This is a genomic window from Psychrobacter sp. 2Y5 (genome assembly GCF_051847375.1).
Lineage (GTDB): Bacteria > Pseudomonadota > Gammaproteobacteria > Pseudomonadales > Moraxellaceae > Psychrobacter.
In genome coordinates this window covers 17,933-40,298 of record NZ_JBPYDA010000014.1, presented here as the reverse complement: position 1 = coordinate 40,298, position 22,366 = coordinate 17,933, and the positions used below count along the sequence as shown (strand labels likewise).

Below are 22,366 nucleotides of genomic sequence, written 5' to 3'. Positions count from 1 at the left end.
GGTTTCCGCGATAAAAAAGCGTTACATCCGCTAAAGTCATCTAGGGTCATGTTATACTGCTGACAATTTAGCGTGGCTCGTATTTAACCGCTTAGCTAAGCCCTATTTTATCATCTATTCTCCTCTACTATATATAAGCTTAAGACAATCTATGGCACTGATACATCTAAAAAACATCCACCTCGCTTTTGGCGTAGCACCTATCCTTGACGGCGTTGATTTCAGTATTGAGGCGAGCGAACGCGTTTGTCTAATCGGTCGTAATGGCGAAGGTAAATCTACTTTATTCAAGCTCATCAACGGCACTATGCAGCCTGATAGCGGCGAAGTCATTGTCAATAGTAGCGTGCGTGTTGCTATGCTTGAGCAGGATGTTCCTGAAGCTCGCGGACGTATACTAGATATCGTCATGGGCGGCAGCCGTCACACGGCTGATCTACTCATGGCCTATAATCAGCAAACTGATCTATGTGCTGAGGGCGATATGGACGCCTGCGAGCGCATGGCGACTTTGCAACACGATATCGACGCGGTACACGGCTGGGATTTAGAGCGCGAAGCGACACGGCTGATTACCACGATGGGACTCGATCCTAATGATGACCTGTCCTCGCTATCGGGTGGTCGTAAGCGCCGAGTGCTGTTGGCAAGAGCCTTAGTCACTAAGCCTGACGTATTATTGCTTGATGAGCCCACCAACCATTTGGACGTCGATAGTATCGAGTGGCTCGAGCGCTTCTTGTTAGATTGGCAAGGTTTGACACTGCTGTTTGTCACTCACGATAGAGCGTTTGTGAATAAGCTGGCGACGCGTATCGTCGAATTAGATCGAGGTCTATTGACCAGCTATGATGTCACCCAAGGCGCTAAAGGCTACGCGCGCTATCAAGAATTAAAAGAGCAGCAATTACTCGCTGAAGAAAAAAACAATGCCAACTTCGATAAAAAACTAGCGCAAGAGGAAGTTTGGATTCGCCAAGGAATCAAAGCTCGCCGCACTCGTAATGAGGGCCGCGTGCGGGATCTAAAAGCATTACGCGAAGAGCGTAGCCAGCGCCGTGAGCAAGTCGGTAACGTCAATATCACGATGGGTGAAGGCGAGAAAAGTGGCAAGCTTGTTTGCAAGGTTAAAAACCTACATCTTGAGTACGACGGCAATGTACTAGTCGACAATTTTAGCACCACGATTATGCGCGGTGATAAAATAGGTATCATTGGTCCTAACGGCGCTGGCAAAACCACCTTAATTAAAGCCTTGCTCGATATGTCTGATGATGAAGTCACTAAGACTGGCACTGTAGAGCTAGGAACTAATCTACAAATCGCCTTTTTTGATCAGCTGCGTGATCAGCTCGATTTAGAAGCTAGCGTTGCCCAAAACGTTTCTGAAGGCTCAGATTTCATCGAAGTTGGTGGCCGCAAGACGCACATCATGAGCTACTTGCAAGACTTCTTATTTGCGCCGGAGCGTGCGCGTACCCCTGTCAAAGCCTTATCTGGTGGCGAGCGTAATCGCGTACTGTTGGCCAAGCAACTGTTAAAACCGGCTAATATTCTAGTGCTCGATGAGCCAACCAACGATTTGGACATGGCGACCCTCGAATTATTAGAAGAGTCAGTCAGCAGCTTCAATGGTACGATACTGCTTATCAGCCATGATCGCTCGTTTATGGATAATGTGGTTACCTCTACTTGGGTATTCGATACCGATGAAGACGGTAATGGCGTGGTCGATGAATATGTAGGCGGCTATCAGGAGTACTTAATTCAAAAGAATCGCGCGCAAGCGGTAAAGGCGCCGAGCACTGCTAGCACTTCCAAAGCCAACCAAAAACCAGCAACGCCAACTAAGCCTAATAAAGCGCAAAAAAAGCTCAGCTTTAATGAACAGCGCGAGCTTGATTCGCTGCCAAAAGAAATCACTAAGCTAGAATCAGAGCAAGCTCAGCTACAAGACAAACTAGCCGATGGTTCTTGGTTTAACGAGGACTTTGATGCCGCAACAGCGGCCAGCGAACGCTTGGCAGTTATTGAGGAGGAGATGATGACGAAGCTTGAGCGCTGGGAAACGCTTGAGAATGATTAGAGCATTATCCTAGTATCTTTCATTTCCTCATTCTCTCATGGCTACTGACTTACATGAGAGGTTAAGTAGAATCGGTTACGTAAAGGTGCTGAAAGTTAGTGAACATTGAGCTGATTTCGAGTATCATCGCTTATAAATAAATACCCTTATCATTTATAAGGTAATCTTATCACTCGTAAGGCGATATTTGTTGCTGTGAAATAAAAGCAGTCTTTGAATCCTCACTAGCGATTATAAGTATTTTTGAATAGTGATTATATATGTCATGTAACTATTATAATGAGGCATATCGTTCAGTCGATGCGAATTATTTTGATAATGACTTAAGAACTTCAACAGTGTAAAGCTAATAATAATGCCCGCAAAGGTCGCGTTATTTTTGGCGTACCAATTTATTTTTTAACCAAAATAGCTTAGAATAGTAACAATTAGCAAAATTAGGCATAGCTGATGCGGCTTGTCTCTTTATATTGTCAATATGGTATAAACCAATACTAGATGTTTTATATTTCTAAGTCATAAACCCAGTGTGGGATAATCCCATTTCATTCACCTGGAGGAAGTATTAATGAGCCAAGCCGAAGGCGTTAATGTACAACGCCGTAGAGTTTTGATTGCTTCAACTGCCGTAATTGGTGCAGCTGGAGTAGCGGCGGTAGCCACCCCTTTTGTTCGCTCTTGGACGCCAAGTGCCAAAGCTGAAGCTGCGGGCGCGGCAGTTACTCAAGATATAGGTTCTATTGAAGACGGGCAAATGATTGTCGTAAAGTATCGCGGCAAACCTATCTATGTCGTCAAACGTACTGAAGATATGGTGAATACTTTAGAGCCTGTTGAGTCCTTACTAGCTGATCCCGACTCAAGCGCATCGCTACAACCTGAATATGCCAAGAACCAAACTCGTTCTATCGAGCCAGGCCTATTAGTGGTTGAAGGCGTTTGTACCCATTTGGGCTGTGCCCCAAACTATCGTCCTGAAGTTGGCGCGGCTGACTTAGGCGGTAATGACTGGTACGGCGGATTTTTCTGCCCTTGCCATGGTTCCAAATATGACTTAGCAGGTCGCGTTTATAGCGGCGTACCGGCACCAACGAACTTACCCATCCCAGAGTATAGTATGGATGGTACCATCTTGACAGTTGGGGAGGCTTAATATGAGTATGGGTAAAAAATTAATGCATTGGGTGGATTCGCGTTTTCCGGCGACTGAAACCTACGAATACCATATGTCCAAGTACTATGCACCAAAAAACTTCAATTTTTGGTATTTTTTTGGTGTGTTGTCAATGGTGGTATTGGTTAACCAGTTGGTGACTGGTATCTGGTTGACCATGATGTATAACCCAAGTGCTGAAGGCGCATTTGCTTCGGTTGAATATATCATGCGTGATGTCAAAGGCGGTTGGCTCATCCGCTATATGCACTCCACAGGCGCCTCCGCGTTCTTTGTTGTCGTTTACTTGCATATGTTCAGAGCACTGCTATATGGTTCATACCAAAAGCCACGCGAGCTACTATGGCTAATCGGTATGGGTATCTATTTAGCCTTGATGGCAGAAGGATTCTTCGGGTATCTATTGCCTTGGGGTAATATGTCATTCTGGGGTGCTCAGGTCATCTTGAACTTACCGGCAGCTTTGCCAGTCATTGGTGACGGCCTTGCTGAATGGGTACGTGGTGATTACATCATCTCAGGTATCACGCTTAACCGCTTCTTTGCGCTACACGTTGTTGCTATTCCGCTAGTATTAGTTGGTTTGGTATTTATGCATATCGTAGCTTTGCATCATGTCGGTTCAAATAACCCTGATGGTATCGATATTAAGAAGCTTAAAGATAAGAATGGTGTACCTTTAGATGGTATCGAATTCCACCCGTACTATACCGTTCACGATATGGTCGGGATTGTGGTGTTCTTTATCTTGTTCTTTGCAGTGGTATTCTTCTTCCCAGAAGGCGGCGGTTATTTCTTAGAGCCACCTAACTTTGAGGCGGCAAACTCCTTAAAGACACCTGAGCATATTGCGCCAGTATGGTACTACACGCCTTTCTACGCTATCTTGCGCGCGGTGCCAAATAAGCTTGGCGGGGTTATCGCTATGGGCGGTGCCATCGCAGTGCTATTCTTGATCCCTTGGCTCGATAGATCGCCAGTACGCTCTATTCGTTATAAAGGTATCTTGTCGAAGATTGCATTGGTTATATTTGCTATTAGCTTTGTAGTATTAGGTTATTTAGGTGCAACACCGGCCACGCCTACTGCGACAATCATGGCACGTGTTTTCACTATCTTGTATTTCTTATTCTTCTTACTAATGCCGTTTTACACTGCTATTGAGACGTGTAAACAGCCACCAGAACGCGTTACCGGAGGTCACTAATGAGAACCCTAACAAAATCATTGACTGGTTTGGGCTTAGGTGCAGTATTGACCTTGACTGCTAGCACCGCTATGGCAGCAGGTGGCGGTGGATGTGGTACCTTCGTTAATGCCGAAGGCGTTGAAGAGCATTTGGCTTGTAGCGATGCTCCGGTAGATTTCACTAACAAGGGCTCGCTACAAAACGGCGCAAAAATGTTTATGAACTACTGCGCTGGGTGTCACTCAGCGAAGTATGTTCGTCATTCACGTATCGCCAAAGACCTTGAGATTCCACCTGAACTAGTCGAGAAGTATCTGATGGTGACTACCGATCAAATCGGTGATCATATCAATGCGGAAATTGACCCAGAACTACAAGCGTCTTGGTTTGGTGCTGCGCCTCCTGATCTATCGCTCGTGAACCGTTTACGCGGTGATGATTGGGTCTATACTTATCTGTTATCTTTCTATGAAGATCCAAGCCGTCCTTGGGGCGCTAACAATTTAGTATTGGCTAATGCTGCTATGCCTCATGTCTTGCATAACCTGCAAGAAAGCGTGAGCCAAGAAGAGTTTGAGAGCGAAGTGGGCGATCTAGTCAACTTTATGGCATGGATGGGTGAGCCGGTTCGTCATGATCGCCGCGTCATCGGTGCTTTTGTCATCCTATTCTTGTTAGTACTACTCATTCCAGTTTACTTACTCAATAAAGAGTTCTGGAAAGATGTTAAATAAATAGATATTAAATAAGTCTTATTTTTTCGCTACTTTTAATAAACAAAGCATTACTTCGGTAGTGCTTTTTTGTGCAGTATATAGTTTGGCTTCAGTATTCAATATTTTAACGGCTAGAAAGCGGCCTAAACCTATCCCACTAATAAATTGTATATACCCGCTTGGAATTGGCTAGCATTTACGCTTACTACCTTGATTAACAAGGTGAGTTTGTTTACGATGACAGCCTTAATAATTGAATATTAGGCTGCTATGATCGATACGAATGACATTCCCAGTAGTCAGCTTATCTTGTACGCTGACGATGGCTACGATAGTCATGTCGTGCGTTTACTGTTGGAGGAAAAAAAGCTCGAGTATTATTTATCGCGTCTGCACTCTGAGCGGCCCGAAGATTTGACTGAGTTAAACCCCTACCATACTTTGCCGGTACTACAGCAGCGCGAAATCTCACTCTACGAGATTAACGTCATCTTTGAGTATCTCGAGGAGCGTTATCATGCCAATAAGCTACTACCAGAAACGCCGCAAGAGCGAGCACAGTTTCGACAATTGGCTTGGCGTATTCAGCACGATTGGTTGGTATTAGGCAAACGCTTATTAACCCATCCTGATAGCTTTAACCAAGCGCAAGGGGCTTTGGCTAAGAAGCAATTAGCCGACTCGCTGATTACTATCTCGCCGCTATTCGCTCATAAGCCTTACTTTATGGCGGATGATTTTGGCTGGTGCGATGTCTTATTAGCGCCGCTGTTATGGCGATTAGAGGAGATGCAAATCGAGCTACCACGCGCTATCAGTCGCCCTTTATTAGATTATCAAGAACGGTTGTTTGAGCGTAAAAGCTTTCAGGCCAGCGTCCGTTAAACTATTGCAGTACTTTTATAATTTGAAAATACTTGTTAGTATTATTTTGTAAAATATCAGTAGAGGAATAAAAAATGAGTGATAATCCGATCGCTATTACCCCAACGCGTCCTTATATGATACGCGCTATTTACCAGTGGATAGAAGATAATGCGCTAACACCTTACTTGATGGTCGATGCCACAGCTGAGAATGTACAGATTCCAACAGAACATGTGCAAGATGGACGTATTGTCCTTAATATTGCCAGTCGTGCCACCGGTAATATGAGTATGGAAAATGATTATATTCATTTTAGTGCGCGCTTCGGCGGTGTCTCACAAGAGATTTGGGTGCCACTACCAGCGGTACTTGGTATTTATGCCAAAGAGAACTCACAAGGGATGTTCTTTGATCCAAATGAATACGATAACTATGAGCCTGAAGAAGAGACTAGCGCGGTATCGAATAAACCAAAAGCCGCTGCTCCTAGACCGAAACGCGATAATAAGGCAGGTTTAAAAGTGTTGAAGTAATTCACTTAAAGTAAAATATGATGACTATAGAAAAACGGAGCCTATCTATAAGGCTCCGTTTTTTTGGCTGAGCATTCGTTTTAGTTAATACTAAGTCCTAGGCAAGGTCACCCCGCGCTGACCTTGGTATTTACCGCCGCGATCTTTGTAGCTGGTCTCGCAGACATCATCGGCGTCGCTCTGGAAAAACAACATTTGCGCGACGCCTTCACCGGCATAAATACGCGCCGGCAAATTGGTGGTATTACTAAATTCTAAAGTCACATGCCCTTCCCACTCAGGCTCTAGCGGCGTGACATTGACGATGATACCGCAGCGCGCGTAAGTCGATTTACCTAAGCAGATCGTCAGCACATCACGCGGGATGCGAAAGTATTCCACAGTGCGGGCTAGCGCAAAGGAGTTTGGCGGAATGATACACTCATCACCAACGATATCGATAAAGCTTTTTTCATCGAAGTTTTTGGGATCGACGACGACTGAGTGTACGTTAGTAAAGACTTTGAACTCAGGAGCGCAGCGCACATCATAACCGTAGCTTGAAGTACCATAGCTGATGAGGCGCTCGCCTTCGTCATTGAAGCGCACTTGCCCGGCTTCAAATGGCTCAATCATCTGCTGATTTTCAGCCATTTCACGGATCCAGCGGTCAGATTTGATAGACATTTTTATCCTTAACAGTATTTATAGTGTTTATGATAGATATTTCGGTAGCGATGATTATACGCAGTTGAGGAGTCAAATTATAGGCTTTACGCTAGATAAAAGTATCCACTCTACATTCAGCTAGAGTCAGGTATTACCATTTAGCAAAGTGATCTTCTGCTAGCCCTAATACCTTATCTAAGCGTATCACTTTCCCGGCTAAGCGTATCTCCCCACTGTACTCTCCTAGCCACTGCTCAAAGATACTAGCGACCATACCGAAATTATCTCTCTTTTTATAGACTCTAATCGGCGTGAAAGTTAAATCGATATCAACACTGCTCCAGCCCAAGTTTCGATGATAAATGTGCCAAGTATCTACGGATAAGTCGTCAGTACCTTTACGCTCAAATAGTACTGGTGGCAGATAAAAAATCTCACCATCGAGCCAGCAAGCATTTTCGCTCATGCCTGTCTCGTTAACGCCCATAGAGAGATTCAATAAAAAATGCCTGCCATCTGTTAGATAACTATTGACACAACTCCAAAACCAATTGGTCTCATGACGCATATAGCCAAGTGTCCAATCTAAATTGGCTCTCGTTGTCTTAGTCAGTTCAATTTTATGCTGCTGACCATCAGCGGTTATCTTTGCACCAGCTTTGATAGTTATCTCGCCGGTGGTAGCGCTCAACGGCTCTTTTTGCGTAAAAGTCCAACCGCGCCTACCCGTTGGTGTACATATCGCTAGCGGTTGCTGCTGACGCTCTAAGTTTGCATTGACTGTTAGATACTGGCTATCAAGCTCGATACTCACTTGTTCAGGGGTAAAATCTAGCGTTAGGCTAAGCTTACTATGACTAAAAGACATTTGCCCTTGATAGTGGTCGCCTTTAAATTCACTGCGGCGGGTGATTGGCTGCAAAGCTTCACCAATCTCTAACTGCTCAGTCTCCTCATTGTAGATATAAACGAAGGCACTAGTAGCAATCTTAATCGTTGCCAGTGCAAAACAAACTCTAAAAGGCGGTTCGATAATTTGGATAAAGCAAAATTGATTGGCCTTGAGGTCTTTGCGCCAGTTCGATAATGGTTTTTGCGAGATTAGCGGACTGTAATAGTCGAGATAGTTGATATGTTTAACTGTTGAGAAAACGCCAAACTGCGGTTGTCCATTGTCGATAAGCGCGTCAAGCTGAGCGGGCTTAGAATGGACGGTTGAATGTTGCAAGTGTTGTTGGTTACGTTTTTGACTCATTAGCTGGCATCCTAGCCAAATGTTATTGAGAGACTGGCTGTCCTTGATAGGCAACTGCGGTACTTATCACTATTCTTTTTGCCTGCCTTGATGCAGCCCAAATGGCTTCTCTAATAGCTTTAACCTCTATCGCAGTTAGTCCATCGGCCAACTCTTGCGTCACATTTGCTACAGCAAAAGCATTTGTCCCAAAAGGATGTTTGGGAAACTTTAACAATAAAGCCGCCATTGCCTCTACTGCTAGCAAGAAATCAGCAATCACCATTCGGCGGTTACTAAAGTTAGCATTAACCTGATAGCGCTTGCTACTACCATCTTTATAGTAGCAAACGCCAATCAATTGGTTATTTGATAACTCAATCTCATACACGGGCGGACGCAGCATTTTTAATAACTTATACTGCTTAGGCGCACCCTCTAAGTGATTTTGATAAATAGATACGCTCACAAAATTCCCTTTTTGAAAATAAAAGTACTTTAAGACCTATTTCCGCTTAGGCTATTTAATTATCGATAGAAATCATTGAAAACGGTTAAAATATCCGTTTATCATTAACAGGTCTAGCAAACTTAGCGATATTCGCTTCGATATTTTTGACAATATTTACATAATAAGTCGCAAACTCATCCTCTGCCAACACACTTGGCTCGCCTTTATCCACTTGCGCGCGAATACCACTAGCTAATGGCAACTGTCCTAATAGTGGTACCTGGTACTGCTCGGCGATCATCTCTCCGCCTCCCTTACCGAAGATGGCTTCGGTATGCTGACAGTTGCTACAAGTGTGTAGCGCCATGTTTTCAACCACACCCAAGACTGGAATATTGGTCTTATTAAACATCTCAATACCTTTTTGCGCATCAAGTAAAGCGATATGCTGCGGGGTAGTGACAATCACCGCGCCAGTCACTGGTATACGCTGAGCAAGCGTGAGCTGAATATCACCAGTACCAGGTGGCATGTCGATCACTAAGTAATCGAGCTGCGGCCAGTTGGTTTGATTATAGAGCTGCATCAGCGCGCCCGTCGCTTTGGGGCCGCGCCAAGCTACCGGAGTATTATCGCCATCGAGCAAACTACCGATAGAGAGCATTGCTAAGCCGCGCGCCTCGACCGGAACGAACTGATCGTTTTCAAGTTCAGGCTTAATATCGGCAACCCCAAGCATCGTTGGCATACTAGGACCATAAATGTCGGCATCAAGTATCCCAACCTTGTGACCTAATTTCTGTAGTGCCAAGGCGATATTGACGGTGGTTGTCGATTTACCGACGCCGCCTTTACCTGAGGCCACGACGATGATGTGACGAATACGCGGATGCGCGGCTAAAGAGGCTTGGGTGGGAGCGGCTTTACTGATAGGCACCTCTGCATCGCCGCTAGTGGGCTTTGAATCAGCAGTAGCGCTTTGTTTACTTGCCATCGCATCCGTCGTTTTTGGCATAGGAGTAGCCGCTGATTTGGGCAAACTAGCGCTAGAGGCTTTGGGCGGCGCGGGCAAGCGTACATTCATGTGAATGACCTCAATACCGTGAGGCCGTAATAGTTGCCCAAGGTCTTGCTGAATCATCTCAGGATCGCTACTGTGCGACAAACGCAAGTCTAACGTTAGCTCATTATCATTACGCTCAAGGCCAGTAACCATAGTCGCGATACTCACATCACCGACATGATAACTAAGCAGTGCCTTGTCAACCGCGCTATCACGCTGCGCTTGCTGCTGCGGTGTTTCAGGCTTGGGGTTTTTCTTCATAAAGTTAAACATAATAGCCTATATCGTTTTTATAAGTATGTAGTGTCATTATACCGTCATCGCTACTGTTTTTATAAGCTAGAAGCTTCTAATCTCACTAAACTTTACGCACTGGTCGTTCATACTAGCCTATAGCCAAAAACTTCGACGCAATAAATAAATAAATAAGGACGCCTGAGGCATCGCTTATCGAGGTAATCAAAGGCGCGCTCGCCGTCGCGGGGTCAAAGCCTAGTTTATTAAGCACAAAAGGCAGACTCATACCAATCACACTACCAATTAGTACCACCGAAACCATACTTAGCGCTAGCACGATCGAGACTATAAGATCACCGCGAATATAGCCAATAACCGCGACTGCCACTGCCATTGTAGCGCCAAGTAGTAAAGCCACTAAGGCTTCTCGCCCTAACAGTGAAAACCAGTCGCGCATCACCACATCACCTGTTGCAAGCGCCCTCACCATCAAAGTCGCTGACTGCGAGCCGGCGTTACCGCCGCTATCGACGAGTAAAGGTAAAAAGAAGACTAAGACTAAGTTTGCAGCAATGACATCTTCAAAATTGGCAATACTAAATCCTGATAATAGATTACCAAATATTAAGAATACTAGCCAAAAGACGCGCTTGCGATATAAGACAGTAATGCTTGCATCTTTTAAACGCCCTACCATGGTTGAAACACCGCCAGACTTGTGGAAGTCATCGGTTGCCTCATCGCTTGCCACATCCATTGCATCGTCATGAGTGACAATACCGACTAATGCGCCTAGATCATCGATAATAGGCAAGGCAATCAAATCATAACGAGCGACCACTTTTGCCACATCTTCTTGATCATCATTAACATTACAAGACACCGGATCGGTGACCATCAGATCACTGATAAGCTGCTCAGGTGCTGCTAATATGAGCACTCGCAAGGACACTACTCCTTGCAGACGGCGCCCCTTGTCGATGACATAAGCATGATAAATCGTCTCGGCATCAGGCGCTTCAAGTCGCAGCGCTTCTAGCGCTTCTTTAACCGTCATCTGCGCGCTCAAAGTGGCATAGTCTGAGGTCATCAATGCCCCAGCGGTCCGCTCCGCATATGCGGCAAGCCTGCGAATATCCTCTCGCTGCGCTTGTGCTAAAGCCGGAAGCAAGGCGTCTCGTTGCTGCTGATTGAGGCGCTTGTAGAGATCGGTGCGCTCATCTGCTGGCATCTCGCCCACCAGCTTTGCCATCTGCTCTCGAGGCAGTTTGAGCGCCATAGCAACCTGAGCATCAGCGTCGAGATACGAAAAAATCGTCGAGCGATTTGGCAAGCGCTCAAGTAGTTGCCAAGCAGAACTAGGATTGATTAACGCGAGTATATCCGCGATATCAATAGGACGTAGCGCTTCAACCTGATCGGCTGCTTTATCATATTGTTGCTGATCAATAGCACTACTTATCTTTAACGCAAAAGCTTCATTATGCATTATTCTGCTCCAAGCAGCCTAAACGATGCGCTTACCATCACAAAAAAGAGCCAATAGTATGAATAGTATTGGCTCCAATGAATAGGTATTAGATGCTAATAGATTACCCTTTTATTAGCAAGCGTATGACGGTTAAATCAAGAGGCGATAGCGTAAACCATCAGTTCATAAACCAACCATGACTGGCGACGATGGACTGACCAGTAAACACGTTGGTTGGAAACGCCGCTAAAAACAGCGCCAACTGGGCAATATCATCCACGGTCGTAAACTCTTTATCCACCGTATTAACGAGCATAATATCGTTGACCACTTCGGCTTCACTAATGTCCTTTTCAGCGGCTTGCTGCGGGATTTGTTTTTCGACTAACGGCGTTTTGACAAATCCTGGGCAAATCACGTGCGCGCGCACATTATGCTTTGCGCCCTCTTTTGCCAGTACGCGGCAAAGTCCCAACAGACCATGCTTGGACGTCACATAAGGGGCTTTATATAGTGAAGCTTCATGCGAGTGCACAGAGCCCATATAGATAACGGTGCCGCCTTTGTCGTCTTTATACATGTGCTGAATGGCCGCTTTAGTGGTCAAAAACGCACCATCTAAATGAATAGCGAGCATTTTTTTCCAATCCGCAAACGCCATGTTGTTGATCGGATCGATGATTTGAATACCGGCGTTTGAGACCAATATATCGATGCCGCCAAAAGTATCTACTAGCTGTTGTACGCCAGCATTGACACCGGACTCTGACGTCACATCCATCTCAATGGCTAACGCCTTGCCGCCTGCCGCTTTAATCGCATCAACGGTTTGCTGGGCGGCATCAAGATCAATATCGGCAATACCGACGGCCGCGCCTGCCTTGGCATAAGTTTCTGCAATATCTCGGCCGATACCGCTAGCTGAGCCGGTCACTAATGCCACTTTAGCGCTCAAATCCTGTTGTAACTGTGTTGCCATACCACATCCCTTGTTATTAAATACTGCTTTTGATTTTTATTGAGCAGTAGTTGTTGGTTTTAGCTATCGCATTATAACGACTGAAAAATAGCTACTGAGCAATGGCTACTGGCGTCTTTTCTTGCAGCTCAGCAAAGCTGACGCCATCGGCCAGCTCAACCAGCTGTAAGCCGTTATCAGTGACGTCCAACACCGCAAGCTCAGTAATGATGCGATCGACCACGCCTTTACCCGTCAAAGGCAGTTGGCACTCAGATAAAATCTTAGGATCACCATGTTTATTGACTTGTTCCATCAACACAATCACCCGCTGTACGCCGGCAACCAAATCCATCGCGCCGCCCATACCTTTAACCATCTTTTTGGGGATCATCCAGTTGGCCAAATCACCCTGCTCTGAGACTTCCATGGCGCCTAATATGGCAAGATTGACATGCCCGCCGCGTATCATCGCAAAGGAATCAGAGCTACCAAAATAGCTAGCGCCAGAAGCTGCGGTAACCGTTTGCTTGCCGGCATTGATTAAATCTGCATCGACGTTATCTTCGGTTGGAAACTCGCCAATACCTAATAGGCCATTCTCAGACTGTAGCCAAACATCCATTCCCTCAGGGATATAATTCGCTACTAAGGTTGGCAGGCCGATACCTAAATTTACGTAGTAGCCATCTTCTAGCTCTTGCGCTGCCCGCTGTGCCATCTGCTCTCTTGTCCATGCCATGTCGTACTCCTTTTTATATTACTTTTTTAAAGCTGCTTTCTTTAATTTATTTTCTGTAAGCTACTATTACACTGTTAGATTTGCTCTAAAGCGTTTATTTAAGCGCTCTCAGCCGCTTTGACAGTAGTTTTTTCGATGCGCTTTTCAGGCGTACTGTTGAGCACAATACGCTGCACAAAGATGCCCGGTAGATGAATCTCATCAGGATCCAGTGCGCCGATCTCCACAATCTCTTCGACCTCAGCAATCGTGATTTTACCAGCCATCGCACAATCTGGGTTGAAGTTACGGGCAGTTTTATTAAAGATAAGATTGCCAGCTTTGTCAGCTTTTTGTGCCTTGATAAGGGAGACATCGGCAGTTAAAGAATGCTCAAGCACGTAAGTACGACTCTCAAAATCTCGCGTCTCTTTACCCTCGCTAACTAAAGTGCCGACACCAGTCGCCGTATAAAACGCTGGAATACCGGCACCGCCTGCGCGTAGCTTTTCGGCGAGCGTGCCTTGCGGAGTCAGCTCAACCTCAAGCTCGCCTGCTAAGTATTGACGCTCGAACTCTTTATTCTCCCCCACGTAAGATGAGATCATTTTTTTAATTTGCCGTGTTTGTAGCAGCAGCCCTAGGCCGAAGTCATCGACGCCGGCGTTATTACTGATACAAGTTAAGCCTTTGACGCCGCTATCACGTAGCGCGGCGATTAACGACTCGGGTATACCGCATAGCCCAAAGCCACCAATAGCAAGGGTTTGACCATCTTTGACGATGTCTTCTAGAGCGCTCTTGGCACTGTTATACACTTTTGATTGACTCATACTTATCTCCTTTAAGCTTTTTTTTCATTTATTTTCGATAATCCCTTACGTTTTCTTTTATTTTAAAAACCATAGACTTATCGCTAAAAGTTAAACGCTAAGTATATTTCAATAAAAAGATACGTATCATATCGTTATATCTTATTTAAAAAGATTATGCTAACTTACCATAATAATTTGATAGCGCCTAGAGAAAAACCTTAAGCCGTAATAATTAGTTGTAGCAGCTCATAACGATAGCAGTATTAAGTCATAGCTCACTGCCCCTAATTCGCTTTTTGACTCTATTCTCTACTCAATAATTATTTCAGTTAGCAGTGAGTATATCTTACTCATTATTTTTTATGCCAAGGAGAGGCTGTTATGTTTAGTACCTTTGCTATTGTTATTACCTTACTACTACTGATGTTCTTCGCTTATCGGGGATATTCAGTACTGATTTTAGCGCCGATTATGGCGACCTTAGCCGTCCTGTTATCCGGCGACTTCCTAAGTAGTATTCCCGCCTATACTGATGTATTTATGGGCGCTTTGAGTGGATTTTTACTCAAATTCTTTCCGATATTTTTACTAGGGGCGCTGTTTGGGCGCTTGATGGCTGACTCAGGCGCAGCGACAGCGATTGCTGATACGGTAGTTAGAAAACTGGGCGCTAGTAAAGCCATTCTTGCGGTGATCTTAGTTTGCGCTATTTTGACTTACGGCGGCGTCTCACTATTTGTCGTAGCTTTTGCGATCTACCCTATTGCCAAGGATTTATTTAAAGCCGCTGATATACCTAAACGCCTGATTCCTGCTGCTATTGCTTTAGGCTCGTTTACTTTTACGATGACTGCCCTACCAGGCACTCCAGCCATTCAAAACGCCATTCCGATTCCTTATTACAATACTAACGTCTTTGCTGCTCCTGTATTAGGTATCATCGGCGGTACGATTATGTTTGTACTTGGTTGGTGGTGGTTGCAATCACGGGCCAAAAAAGCCAGTGCCGCAGGCGAAGGCTACGGTCAACATGATGACGATATCGGGGTTGGTGGTATTGATGCCAAACAAGTAGCCGTTTCTAAAGACGACCCTGCAAGTCATAGCGCTCAAACCAATGTCGCTCAGAGCAATCTTGCTAGCACACTTGAGGCGCGTAGTACGCATCAGACCTCGTTCACCGTGGCAATGATACCGCTCGTGCTAGTGATTGGGCTTAACGCTATCTTGACTTATGCGATCTTTCCATCGATGAATTTTGAGGCCATTCAAACGCAGTTCCCTGATTTAAATATCGCCGGCTCGCTTGGGCTTTGGTCGATTATCATCTCATTGGTGATCGCTTGTTTGGTACTGATCGTATTGCGTATAGGTCACTGGAATGATCTACAAAAAACCATCAACCGCGGTACTTACGACTCGATGCTACCTATCTTTAATACCGCCTCAGAAGTCGGTTATGGTGCGGTGATTGCCTCTCTTGCTGGCTTCCTTATCATTCGCGATAGCATTCTTAATCTAAGCCCGGATAATCCATTGATCTCAGAAGCGGTGGCGATGACCACGCTCGCTGGTATCACCGGCTCTTCCTCTGGCGGTTTGAGTATCGCGCTATCGACTCTAGGCGAAGATTATTTGCAGATGGCGCTAGCCGCTGGCATCGATCCTGAGCTGATGCACCGTGTAGCGGTAATGGCAGCTGGCGGTCTCGATACGCTACCGCATAGCGGCGCGGTCATCACCTTGCTTGCGATTTGTGGTTTAACCCATAAACAGTCTTATCTCAACGTCGCTATGGTCACTATGGTTATCCCATTGTGCGCTGTCGTTTCGATCATTATTTTGGGTACCTTGTTTGGCTCGTTTTAACGCTGTTTGTTGCCAAAATAGAGAAAGATTGTCCTGACGCTACTAGCCTATTTAGTAAAGTACTAAGTAGGCTTTAATCATTATAAAGATAGATCAAATGATGGCTAAGCCTGAGCGTTATGGCTAACGCCAAGATTAGGGCAGGTTGTTTAGATAATTACTAAGCACTATCACATAAATGATAGATTTACGGTATCATAGACAAAATTTTTAATTTACAAATATCTCATCATTATGGTGGATAGCTATAAAGCTTGAAAAGTCGAGTCGTGAGATAACCAACCCATTTATATCGAATAACAAAGGTGATAAAAGTGCGTGAAATTTTAGTAACTAGTGCCCTGCCTTACGCTAATGGCTATATTCATTTAGGCCATCTCGTAGAATATATCCAAACTGACATTTGGGCGCGGGCGATGAAGGCGCAAGGCCATCAAGTCACTTATGTTTGCGCCGATGATGCTCATGGTACGGCAATTATGCTAAAGGCTGAAGATAACGGCATCACTCCAGAGGAGCAGATCGCCTCGGTCAAAGCCTCACACGAAGCTGACTTTACTAAGTTTTTGATTGAGTTTGATAATTATCACAGCACTCACTCCGCTGAAAATAAACACTACTCAGAACTGATTTATCGTCGTCTCAATAGCGCCGGTCACATCTCTACCCGTGATGTCGAGCAATTGTTTGATCCTGAAAAGCAGCTATTTTTGGCTGATAGATTTGTTAAAGGTGAATGCCCTGAATGTGGGTCGGCCGATCAGTACGGCGACAACTGTGAGGTTTGCGGCACCACTTATGATGCCACTGAGCTCAAAAACCCGCGCTCTACTCTATCCGATGCTACGCCTGTGCTCAAAGTCTCTAAGCATTACTTTTTTGATTTGCCAGGGTTTGAGCAGTTCTTAAAAGACTGGACGCGCAGTGATAAGCGTCTACAGCCCTCAGTCGCCAATAAACTACAAGAGTGGTTCGATGCTGGTCTTGCCAGCTGGGATATCTCGCGGGATGCGCCCTACTTTGGCTTTAAGATACCCGATACCCCTGAGGGCGAGCCGGATAAATACTTTTATGTCTGGCTTGATGCGCCTGTCGGTTATATGGCAAGCTTTCAAAACCTTTGCGATAAGCGCGCAGGTACGGACAAGGCACTAGACTTTGATCGTTACTGGGCAGCGGAGAATGAGCATAAAACGGAAGTTTATCATTTCATTGGTAAAGACATCGTTTATTTCCATGCGCTGTTTTGGCCGGCGATGCTAGCGGGTAGCGAATTCCGTACCCCTACTGGCGTCTTTGCTCATGGCTTTTTAATGGTCAATGGTGAGAAGATGAGTAAGTCGCGCGGCACTTTTATCAAGGCTGAGACTTACGCTGAGCATTTGCATCCTGAGTACTTGCGCTATTACTTTGCCAGTAAATTATCGGATAAAGTGGAAGATATTAACTTAGATCTTGAAGACTTTATGCAAAAGGTCAACTCCGATTTAGTCGGCAAAGTAGTCAATATCGCTAGCCGTAGTGCCGGATTTATTGTCAAAAAATATGATGGAATGCTCACTGAGGTTTGCGCGGAGCCAAAACTATTAGAAGACATTACCAAGACTGGTGATGAGATTGCCGCGGCATACGAGAATCGCGAGTTCTCACGCGCGATGCGTCTGATTATGCAGTGCGCGGACAAAGCCAACGAGTATATCGATGAGAAAAAACCTTGGTCGCTAGCCAAGCAGGAAGGTACCGAGCAAGAAGTACAAGACGTCTGCTCGGTGGCGATTAATATCTTCCGTCAATTGATGGTTTATCTCGCCCCGGTATTGCCTGAGCTGACCAATAACGCCAAAGCATTTTTAAATATAGATGATTTGAGCTTTCATAGCCGTAATGACTGGCTACTTGGTCATCAGATCAATAAGTTCAAACCGCTGATGCAGCGTATCGAAGAAAAAGATGTCGCCGCTATGATCGAAGCATCAAAGGCATCATTGGGCGATTCGCAAAATCAGACAACAGCCGCTACAGATGAGAATGACAACAGCACTGTGCAAGACGATTATATCGGTATCGAGGACTTTAGCAAAGTTGAGATGAAAGTGGCGCACGTTTTAGAATGCAACCACGTCGAAGGTGCTGACAAACTACTGCAATTTACTTTAGATGTTGGCGAAGACAAACCACGTAACGTCTTTAGCGGTATTCGCAAGTTTTATGAGCCTGAGCAGTTGAACGGTAAAAAGGTCATTTGCGTGACCAATCTAGCGCCGCGCAAGATGAAATTTGGCATCTCAGAAGGTATGGTGCTCTCTACCGGTGATCCAAAAACCCAGCTAACGGTAGTGACACTGCCTGATGCTTGTGTGGTGGGTGATGTGCTCGCTTAGCTTTTTAAGTTTACGAGCTCATAAACGCTAGGTTTTATAAACACTGAGTATAGAAAAGGTGCCTAGCTTGGCATCTTTTCTATGACCATAGCATTCAATCTCAAAGCTGAATTTTTGTTCAAAGTTATTGAAATTTAATAGTGCTGAACTATAGTACTGAGCTATAAAACCACTAAAATGTGCGACTTATCGAATGATAATTTATCGGTTTTTTGAACTTATAAAACTTATCGGCTAATTTTTTATTGCGAATCGTTACATTACTGTCATAATATAACCACTTATATTTATGAATCCTCTATTTCATCTCAGTCAGTTGCAGGTGAGCACCGAAAGTGTCGCTGTGGTTGAGTTAACGAGCTGACTTGCATTTTCCAACCGAAGAGTTAATTTGATAATGACTATTGCTACCCCTCTACGCCTAAGCCTATGCGGAGCTGCTCTCAGTGCCATCAGTATGTTTGGCTTAGTAGGTTGCTCAAACTCGACCACCGAAACCACGACAGACGAGGCCGCTACCAGCAGCGAAAAACCGGCCAAGACTCTCGCTATCACCCAAATTGTTGAGCATCCCTCATTGGATGAGATCAGACGAGGGCTGTTAGAGGAGCTAGCAGATAACGGCTATGTAGAAGGCGAAAATCTAACGGTTAACTTTCAGAGCGCGCAAGGTAATCTCGCCACCGCCGGACAGATTGCCAAACAGTTTGCAGGTGATTTACCAGATGCTATCGTCGCTATCTCAACGCCGTCAGCGCAGTCTATTGTCGCTTCCACGACTCAGATTCCCGTCATTTATACCGCTATCTCTGATCCTTTAGCTGCCAAGCTTATCGATGAAAACGGCGTTCCTGCGCAATCTAATGTCACAGGCTTGTCAAGCCAGTTGCCTATCGAGCCACAACTAGATCTCATTCAGAAAATTGCGCCTAAAGCCAAAACTATTGGCTATGTCTATAGTCCTGGTGAGGCCAATTCTGTCACTGTACTTAATCAGCTCAAAGCTGCCGCTCCTGCCCGTGGCCTGAATATTTTGGATCTGACCGCCAACCGCCCGACTGACGTGGCGATGGCTACTCGTAGCCTAGACGGTCGTGCCGATGTTATCTATACCTCGCTCGATAATAATGTTGTCTCAGCGTTTGAAGCAATGGCAAGCGCCGCAAACGAGCTCAAAATCCCAGTGATCGCCTCTGATGAATTCAGCGTCAGACGCGGCGCCACTGCCGCGCTTGGGGTCAATGATTATGACTTTGGCCGCGTCACTGGTGAGATGGTCTACCGAGTATTGAACGACGAAGCGGTCGCGACGGTAAAACCACAAGTGATGAATGATCTGACTTTATATGTCAGTCCTAAACATGCGCAAGCGCAAGGCGTGACTTTATCTGACGAAGTACTAAAAAACGCTATCAATGTCGATGACCAGTGATGCTAGTACGATGCATATTTAATACACTGTATATAAATAGATAAATTGAAGCATTATTATTAAGCTGAGTATAGGAATTAGTAAAGGATTTGCTAATAACTACCAATTATAACCCTGTCTACCTTTACTGGTTGTATGGACACATTTTTATCTTTAGGAGTAAGACCTATGTTATATCAGAATCGAGCTAGCCGTTTTAACTTTACCAAAGCCTTAATGTTAGGCGGTGTTTGTACCGCTATTTTGACCGGCTGTAACCAGTCGCCAACCGATGATCCTGACACTATCGATGGCGCCGCTGGTGGTGAAGTGGCTACAGAGACAAAATCGGTCTCTATTACTGCTATCGTTGAGCATCCAGCGCTAGATGATGTGCGTAAAGGTGTGGTTGATGAGCTAGCCGAACAAGGCTTTAATGAGGGTGAAAATTTAACGCTAAACTTCCAAAGCGCACAAGGTAATACCGCAACTGCCGGCCAGATTGCCAAGCAGTTCGTCGCTGATGAAGCCGACGTCATTGTCGCTATCGGTACGCCATCAGCGCAATCAGTAGCGGCGGCGACTAGCACTATTCCGCTAGTATTCTCAGCGGTAACAGATCCAGTAGAGGCAAAGCTCGTCTCCAAACTTGATGGCTCAGGTACTAATGTCACCGGCGGCTCTGATGCGCTCCCTTATGAGCCGCAAATTGAGCTGATGCGCCAAATTATCCCGAGCCTCAAGAACGTCGGCTACGTTTATAGCCCAGGTGAAGTCAACTCAACCATTACCCTAAAAAATCTCAAAGAAAAACTCTCGCCAATGGGCATTAATGTCCTAGAAGCACCTGCAGCTCGCAGTAATGATATCGCTATGGCGGCGCGTAGCCTCGAAGGTAAGGTCGATATGATCTATACCTCAACGGATAACAATGTCGTCTCAGCTTATGAAGCACTCTATCAAGTCGCTAAAGAAAGTAAGATCCCATTAATTGCCTCTGATACCAGCTCCGTTGAGCGCGGTGCTATCGCAGCTTTGGGTGTCGATTACTACAGTTTAGGACGCGAGACCGGTAAAATCGTTGTGCGTATCTTAAATGGTGAAAATCCTGGCGCTATTCCGGTTTATACCCCACAAGACCTGAATCTATATGTCAGCCCTAAAAACGCTCAAGAGCAAGGTATTACTTTACCGCAAGCGGTTATTGATAGAGCTAAAGAAGTAGTAGAATAATTTGTACCGCTGCTGATAAGCTTACAGTAGTCGTGATGTAGAATGCTAAAAGCAAATTTATTATTAACTACTCAGTATCAGCAGCCACTTTTTGTTATTTTGACGTTATAATACTGCTCTTAAAGTTAATAAATAGCCCAGCTATCCTTTAATAGACTGGGCTTGTTTTTTTAGTTTAGCTAAGGCTTACTTGTAATTGGTAGCTGTTATGCTGTACTAAAGTTTATGTCGGATTTTGACAGAGTTGTCTATGATGATTTTTGTTTATAACGTCTTTTGGTTTACCCTAACTGCAGATTGCCTGATCTGTTAAATTCACCGCTTAGTCGCTATGTAGATTACTTGGTAGCGCTTGGTTACGACTTATTGATTTGCTTATGTCTTTAATTGCTTTTTTTGGTGCGCTTGAGAGTGGTCTAATCTATGGTCTTGTCGCCCTTGGCGTCTTAATATCCTTTCGAACCTTAGACTTCCCCGACTTGACCGCTGATGGTAGCTTTCCTTTGGGCGGCGCGGTTGCAGGCGTATCCATCGTTGCAGGTGTCAACCCTTGGCTCGCTTGCGCCTTTGGTATGCTTGCAGGCTCAGTTGCAGGCGTAGTCACTGCTTGGTTGCACGTCAAGCTTGGTATTTTGCAGCTACTAGCTAGTATCCTTGTGATGGTGGCGCTGTACTCTGTTAATCTGCGTATTATGGGCGCGCCTAACCTACCACTCTTAGGTGAGACCACTGTCTTTAGCTCACTGGTTACGAACGACAATGGCTTTTGGATGCGCTGCTTGATTATCGGTGTCGTGGTGATACTAGCCAAGCTATTTTTGGACTGGTTTTATAGTACTGAGTCTGGTCTATCGATGCGTGCGACCGGCTCTAACCTGCGTATGGCACAAGCTCAAGGTATCAATACCTCATGGATGACTATCATCGGTATGGCAATCTCTAACGGTTTGATTGCTTTAGCCGGGGCGCTGTTTGTACAGACGCAGGGCGGCGCGGATATCTCTATCGGTATCGGTACGATCGTCATCGGTCTGGCAGCAGTGATCATTGGCGAGACTATTATTCCCGCTAAGCGTATTTGGCTCATTACTTTAGCCGTGATTATCGGCGCAGTGCTTTATAAGCTATTTATCCAAGTGGCCTTATCAAGCGATACGCTGCGCAGTATTGGTTTTGGTCCGCAAGATCTGAATTTGATCACGGCACTGCTGGTCGTTTTAGCGCTAGTATTACCTAAAGCAAAAACCAAGTTTTTATCGCGTAGAGTCAGAGTTTAAAGCGAGCAGACTATAAACCTAGCAATATAGGC

At 45.2% G+C, this 22,366-nt stretch carries 19 protein-coding genes; 11 read left to right on the top strand and 8 right to left on the bottom strand.

Going from position 1 to position 22,366, the window contains the following annotated elements; translation table 11 throughout:
• Window positions 1-151 precede the first annotated feature (151 nt).
• The 6 genes from ACS8E3_RS12035 (at window position 152) to ACS8E3_RS12010 (ending at window position 6,565) form a co-directional block, all read left to right on the top strand.
• Complete coding sequence (locus ACS8E3_RS12035) at window positions 152-2,086, top strand: ATP-binding cassette domain-containing protein (protein ID WP_439244494.1); 1,935 nt, start codon at window positions 152-154, stop codon at window positions 2,084-2,086.
• A gap of 568 nt (window positions 2,087-2,654) precedes the next feature.
• Window positions 2,655-3,239, top strand: a complete 585-nt coding sequence (gene petA / locus ACS8E3_RS12030) for a ubiquinol-cytochrome c reductase iron-sulfur subunit (protein WP_439244492.1) — start codon at window positions 2,655-2,657, stop codon at window positions 3,237-3,239.
• Window positions 3,240-3,261: 22 nt separating this feature from the next.
• Window positions 3,262-4,467 (top strand): cytochrome b, encoded by a 1,206-nt coding sequence (locus ACS8E3_RS12025; protein WP_439244504.1) that lies wholly within the window; start codon window positions 3,262-3,264, stop codon window positions 4,465-4,467.
• Window positions 4,467-5,183 carry a cytochrome c1 gene (locus ACS8E3_RS12020; protein ID WP_439244490.1) on the top strand — a complete coding sequence of 239 codons (717 nt, stop codon included), beginning with the start codon at window positions 4,467-4,469 and terminating at the stop codon, window positions 5,181-5,183. Before ACS8E3_RS12025 ends, ACS8E3_RS12020 begins: the two co-directional genes overlap by 1 nt.
• 252 nt (window positions 5,184-5,435) lie before the next feature.
• Window positions 5,436-6,050, top strand: a complete 615-nt coding sequence (locus tag ACS8E3_RS12015; RefSeq protein WP_439244488.1) for a glutathione S-transferase N-terminal domain-containing protein — start codon at window positions 5,436-5,438, stop codon at window positions 6,048-6,050.
• A gap of 74 nt (window positions 6,051-6,124) precedes the next feature.
• The gene (locus ACS8E3_RS12010) at window positions 6,125-6,565 is read left to right on the top strand and encodes a ClpXP protease specificity-enhancing factor (RefSeq protein WP_439244486.1); all 441 of its coding nucleotides are present in this window, start codon (window positions 6,125-6,127) and stop codon (window positions 6,563-6,565) included.
• A 90-nt stretch (window positions 6,566-6,655) separates the two neighbouring features.
• On the opposite strand, the gene dcd is transcribed toward ACS8E3_RS12010, so the two are convergent.
• The 8 genes from dcd to ACS8E3_RS11970 all read right to left on the bottom strand — a co-directional run bounded on the left by dcd (window position 6,656) and on the right by ACS8E3_RS11970 (window position 14,181).
• Window positions 6,656-7,231, bottom strand: coding sequence for a dCTP deaminase (gene dcd / locus ACS8E3_RS12005; RefSeq protein ID WP_439244484.1), 576 nt, complete (start codon window positions 7,229-7,231; stop codon window positions 6,656-6,658).
• 133 nt (window positions 7,232-7,364) lie between these two features.
• Entirely contained in the window at window positions 7,365-8,468 is a 1,104-nt protein-coding gene (locus ACS8E3_RS12000) for a DUF2804 domain-containing protein (protein WP_439244483.1), read from the bottom strand.
• Window positions 8,469-8,490: 22 nt separating this feature from the next.
• A complete protein-coding gene (locus ACS8E3_RS11995) occupies window positions 8,491-8,916 on the bottom strand; it encodes a hypothetical protein (RefSeq protein ID WP_439244481.1) in 426 nt (141 codons plus the stop codon).
• 85 nt (window positions 8,917-9,001) lie between these two features.
• Complete coding sequence (apbC, locus tag ACS8E3_RS11990) at window positions 9,002-10,234, bottom strand: iron-sulfur cluster carrier protein ApbC (RefSeq protein ID WP_439244479.1); 1,233 nt, start codon at window positions 10,232-10,234, stop codon at window positions 9,002-9,004.
• Between the two features lie 112 nt (window positions 10,235-10,346).
• Window positions 10,347-11,687, bottom strand: coding sequence for a magnesium transporter (mgtE, locus tag ACS8E3_RS11985; protein WP_439244478.1), 1,341 nt, complete (start codon window positions 11,685-11,687; stop codon window positions 10,347-10,349).
• Between the two features lie 160 nt (window positions 11,688-11,847).
• Window positions 11,848-12,648: a 3-hydroxybutyrate dehydrogenase gene (locus ACS8E3_RS11980; protein ID WP_439244476.1), complete on the bottom strand. Its 801-nt coding sequence runs from the start codon at window positions 12,646-12,648 to the stop codon at window positions 11,848-11,850.
• A 91-nt stretch (window positions 12,649-12,739) separates the two neighbouring features.
• On the bottom strand, window positions 12,740-13,369 hold the full coding sequence (locus tag ACS8E3_RS11975; RefSeq protein WP_439244473.1) for a CoA transferase subunit B: 630 nt from the start codon (window positions 13,367-13,369) through the stop codon (window positions 12,740-12,742).
• Window positions 13,370-13,467: 98 nt separating this feature from the next.
• Entirely contained in the window at window positions 13,468-14,181 is a 714-nt protein-coding gene (locus ACS8E3_RS11970) for a CoA transferase subunit A (protein ID WP_439244471.1), read from the bottom strand.
• Window positions 14,182-14,544: 363 nt separating this feature from the next.
• On the opposite strand from ACS8E3_RS11970, the gene ACS8E3_RS11965 reads away from it, so the two are divergent.
• The 5 genes from ACS8E3_RS11965 to ACS8E3_RS11945 all read left to right on the top strand — a co-directional run bounded on the left by ACS8E3_RS11965 (window position 14,545) and on the right by ACS8E3_RS11945 (window position 22,334).
• Window positions 14,545-16,032: a GntP family permease gene (locus tag ACS8E3_RS11965; RefSeq protein ID WP_439244470.1), complete on the top strand. Its 1,488-nt coding sequence runs from the start codon at window positions 14,545-14,547 to the stop codon at window positions 16,030-16,032.
• Window positions 16,033-16,346: 314 nt separating this feature from the next.
• A complete protein-coding gene (gene metG / locus ACS8E3_RS11960) occupies window positions 16,347-18,413 on the top strand; it encodes a methionine--tRNA ligase (protein WP_439244469.1) in 2,067 nt (688 codons plus the stop codon).
• 457 nt (window positions 18,414-18,870) lie between these two features.
• A complete protein-coding gene (locus tag ACS8E3_RS11955) occupies window positions 18,871-19,845 on the top strand; it encodes an ABC transporter substrate-binding protein (protein WP_439244503.1) in 975 nt (324 codons plus the stop codon).
• A 168-nt stretch (window positions 19,846-20,013) separates the two neighbouring features.
• Window positions 20,014-21,057: an ABC transporter substrate-binding protein gene (locus ACS8E3_RS11950; RefSeq protein ID WP_439244468.1), complete on the top strand. Its 1,044-nt coding sequence runs from the start codon at window positions 20,014-20,016 to the stop codon at window positions 21,055-21,057.
• Between the two features lie 377 nt (window positions 21,058-21,434).
• Window positions 21,435-22,334, top strand: a complete 900-nt coding sequence (locus ACS8E3_RS11945; RefSeq protein WP_439244467.1) for an ABC transporter permease — start codon at window positions 21,435-21,437, stop codon at window positions 22,332-22,334.
• Window positions 22,335-22,366 lie beyond the last annotated feature (32 nt).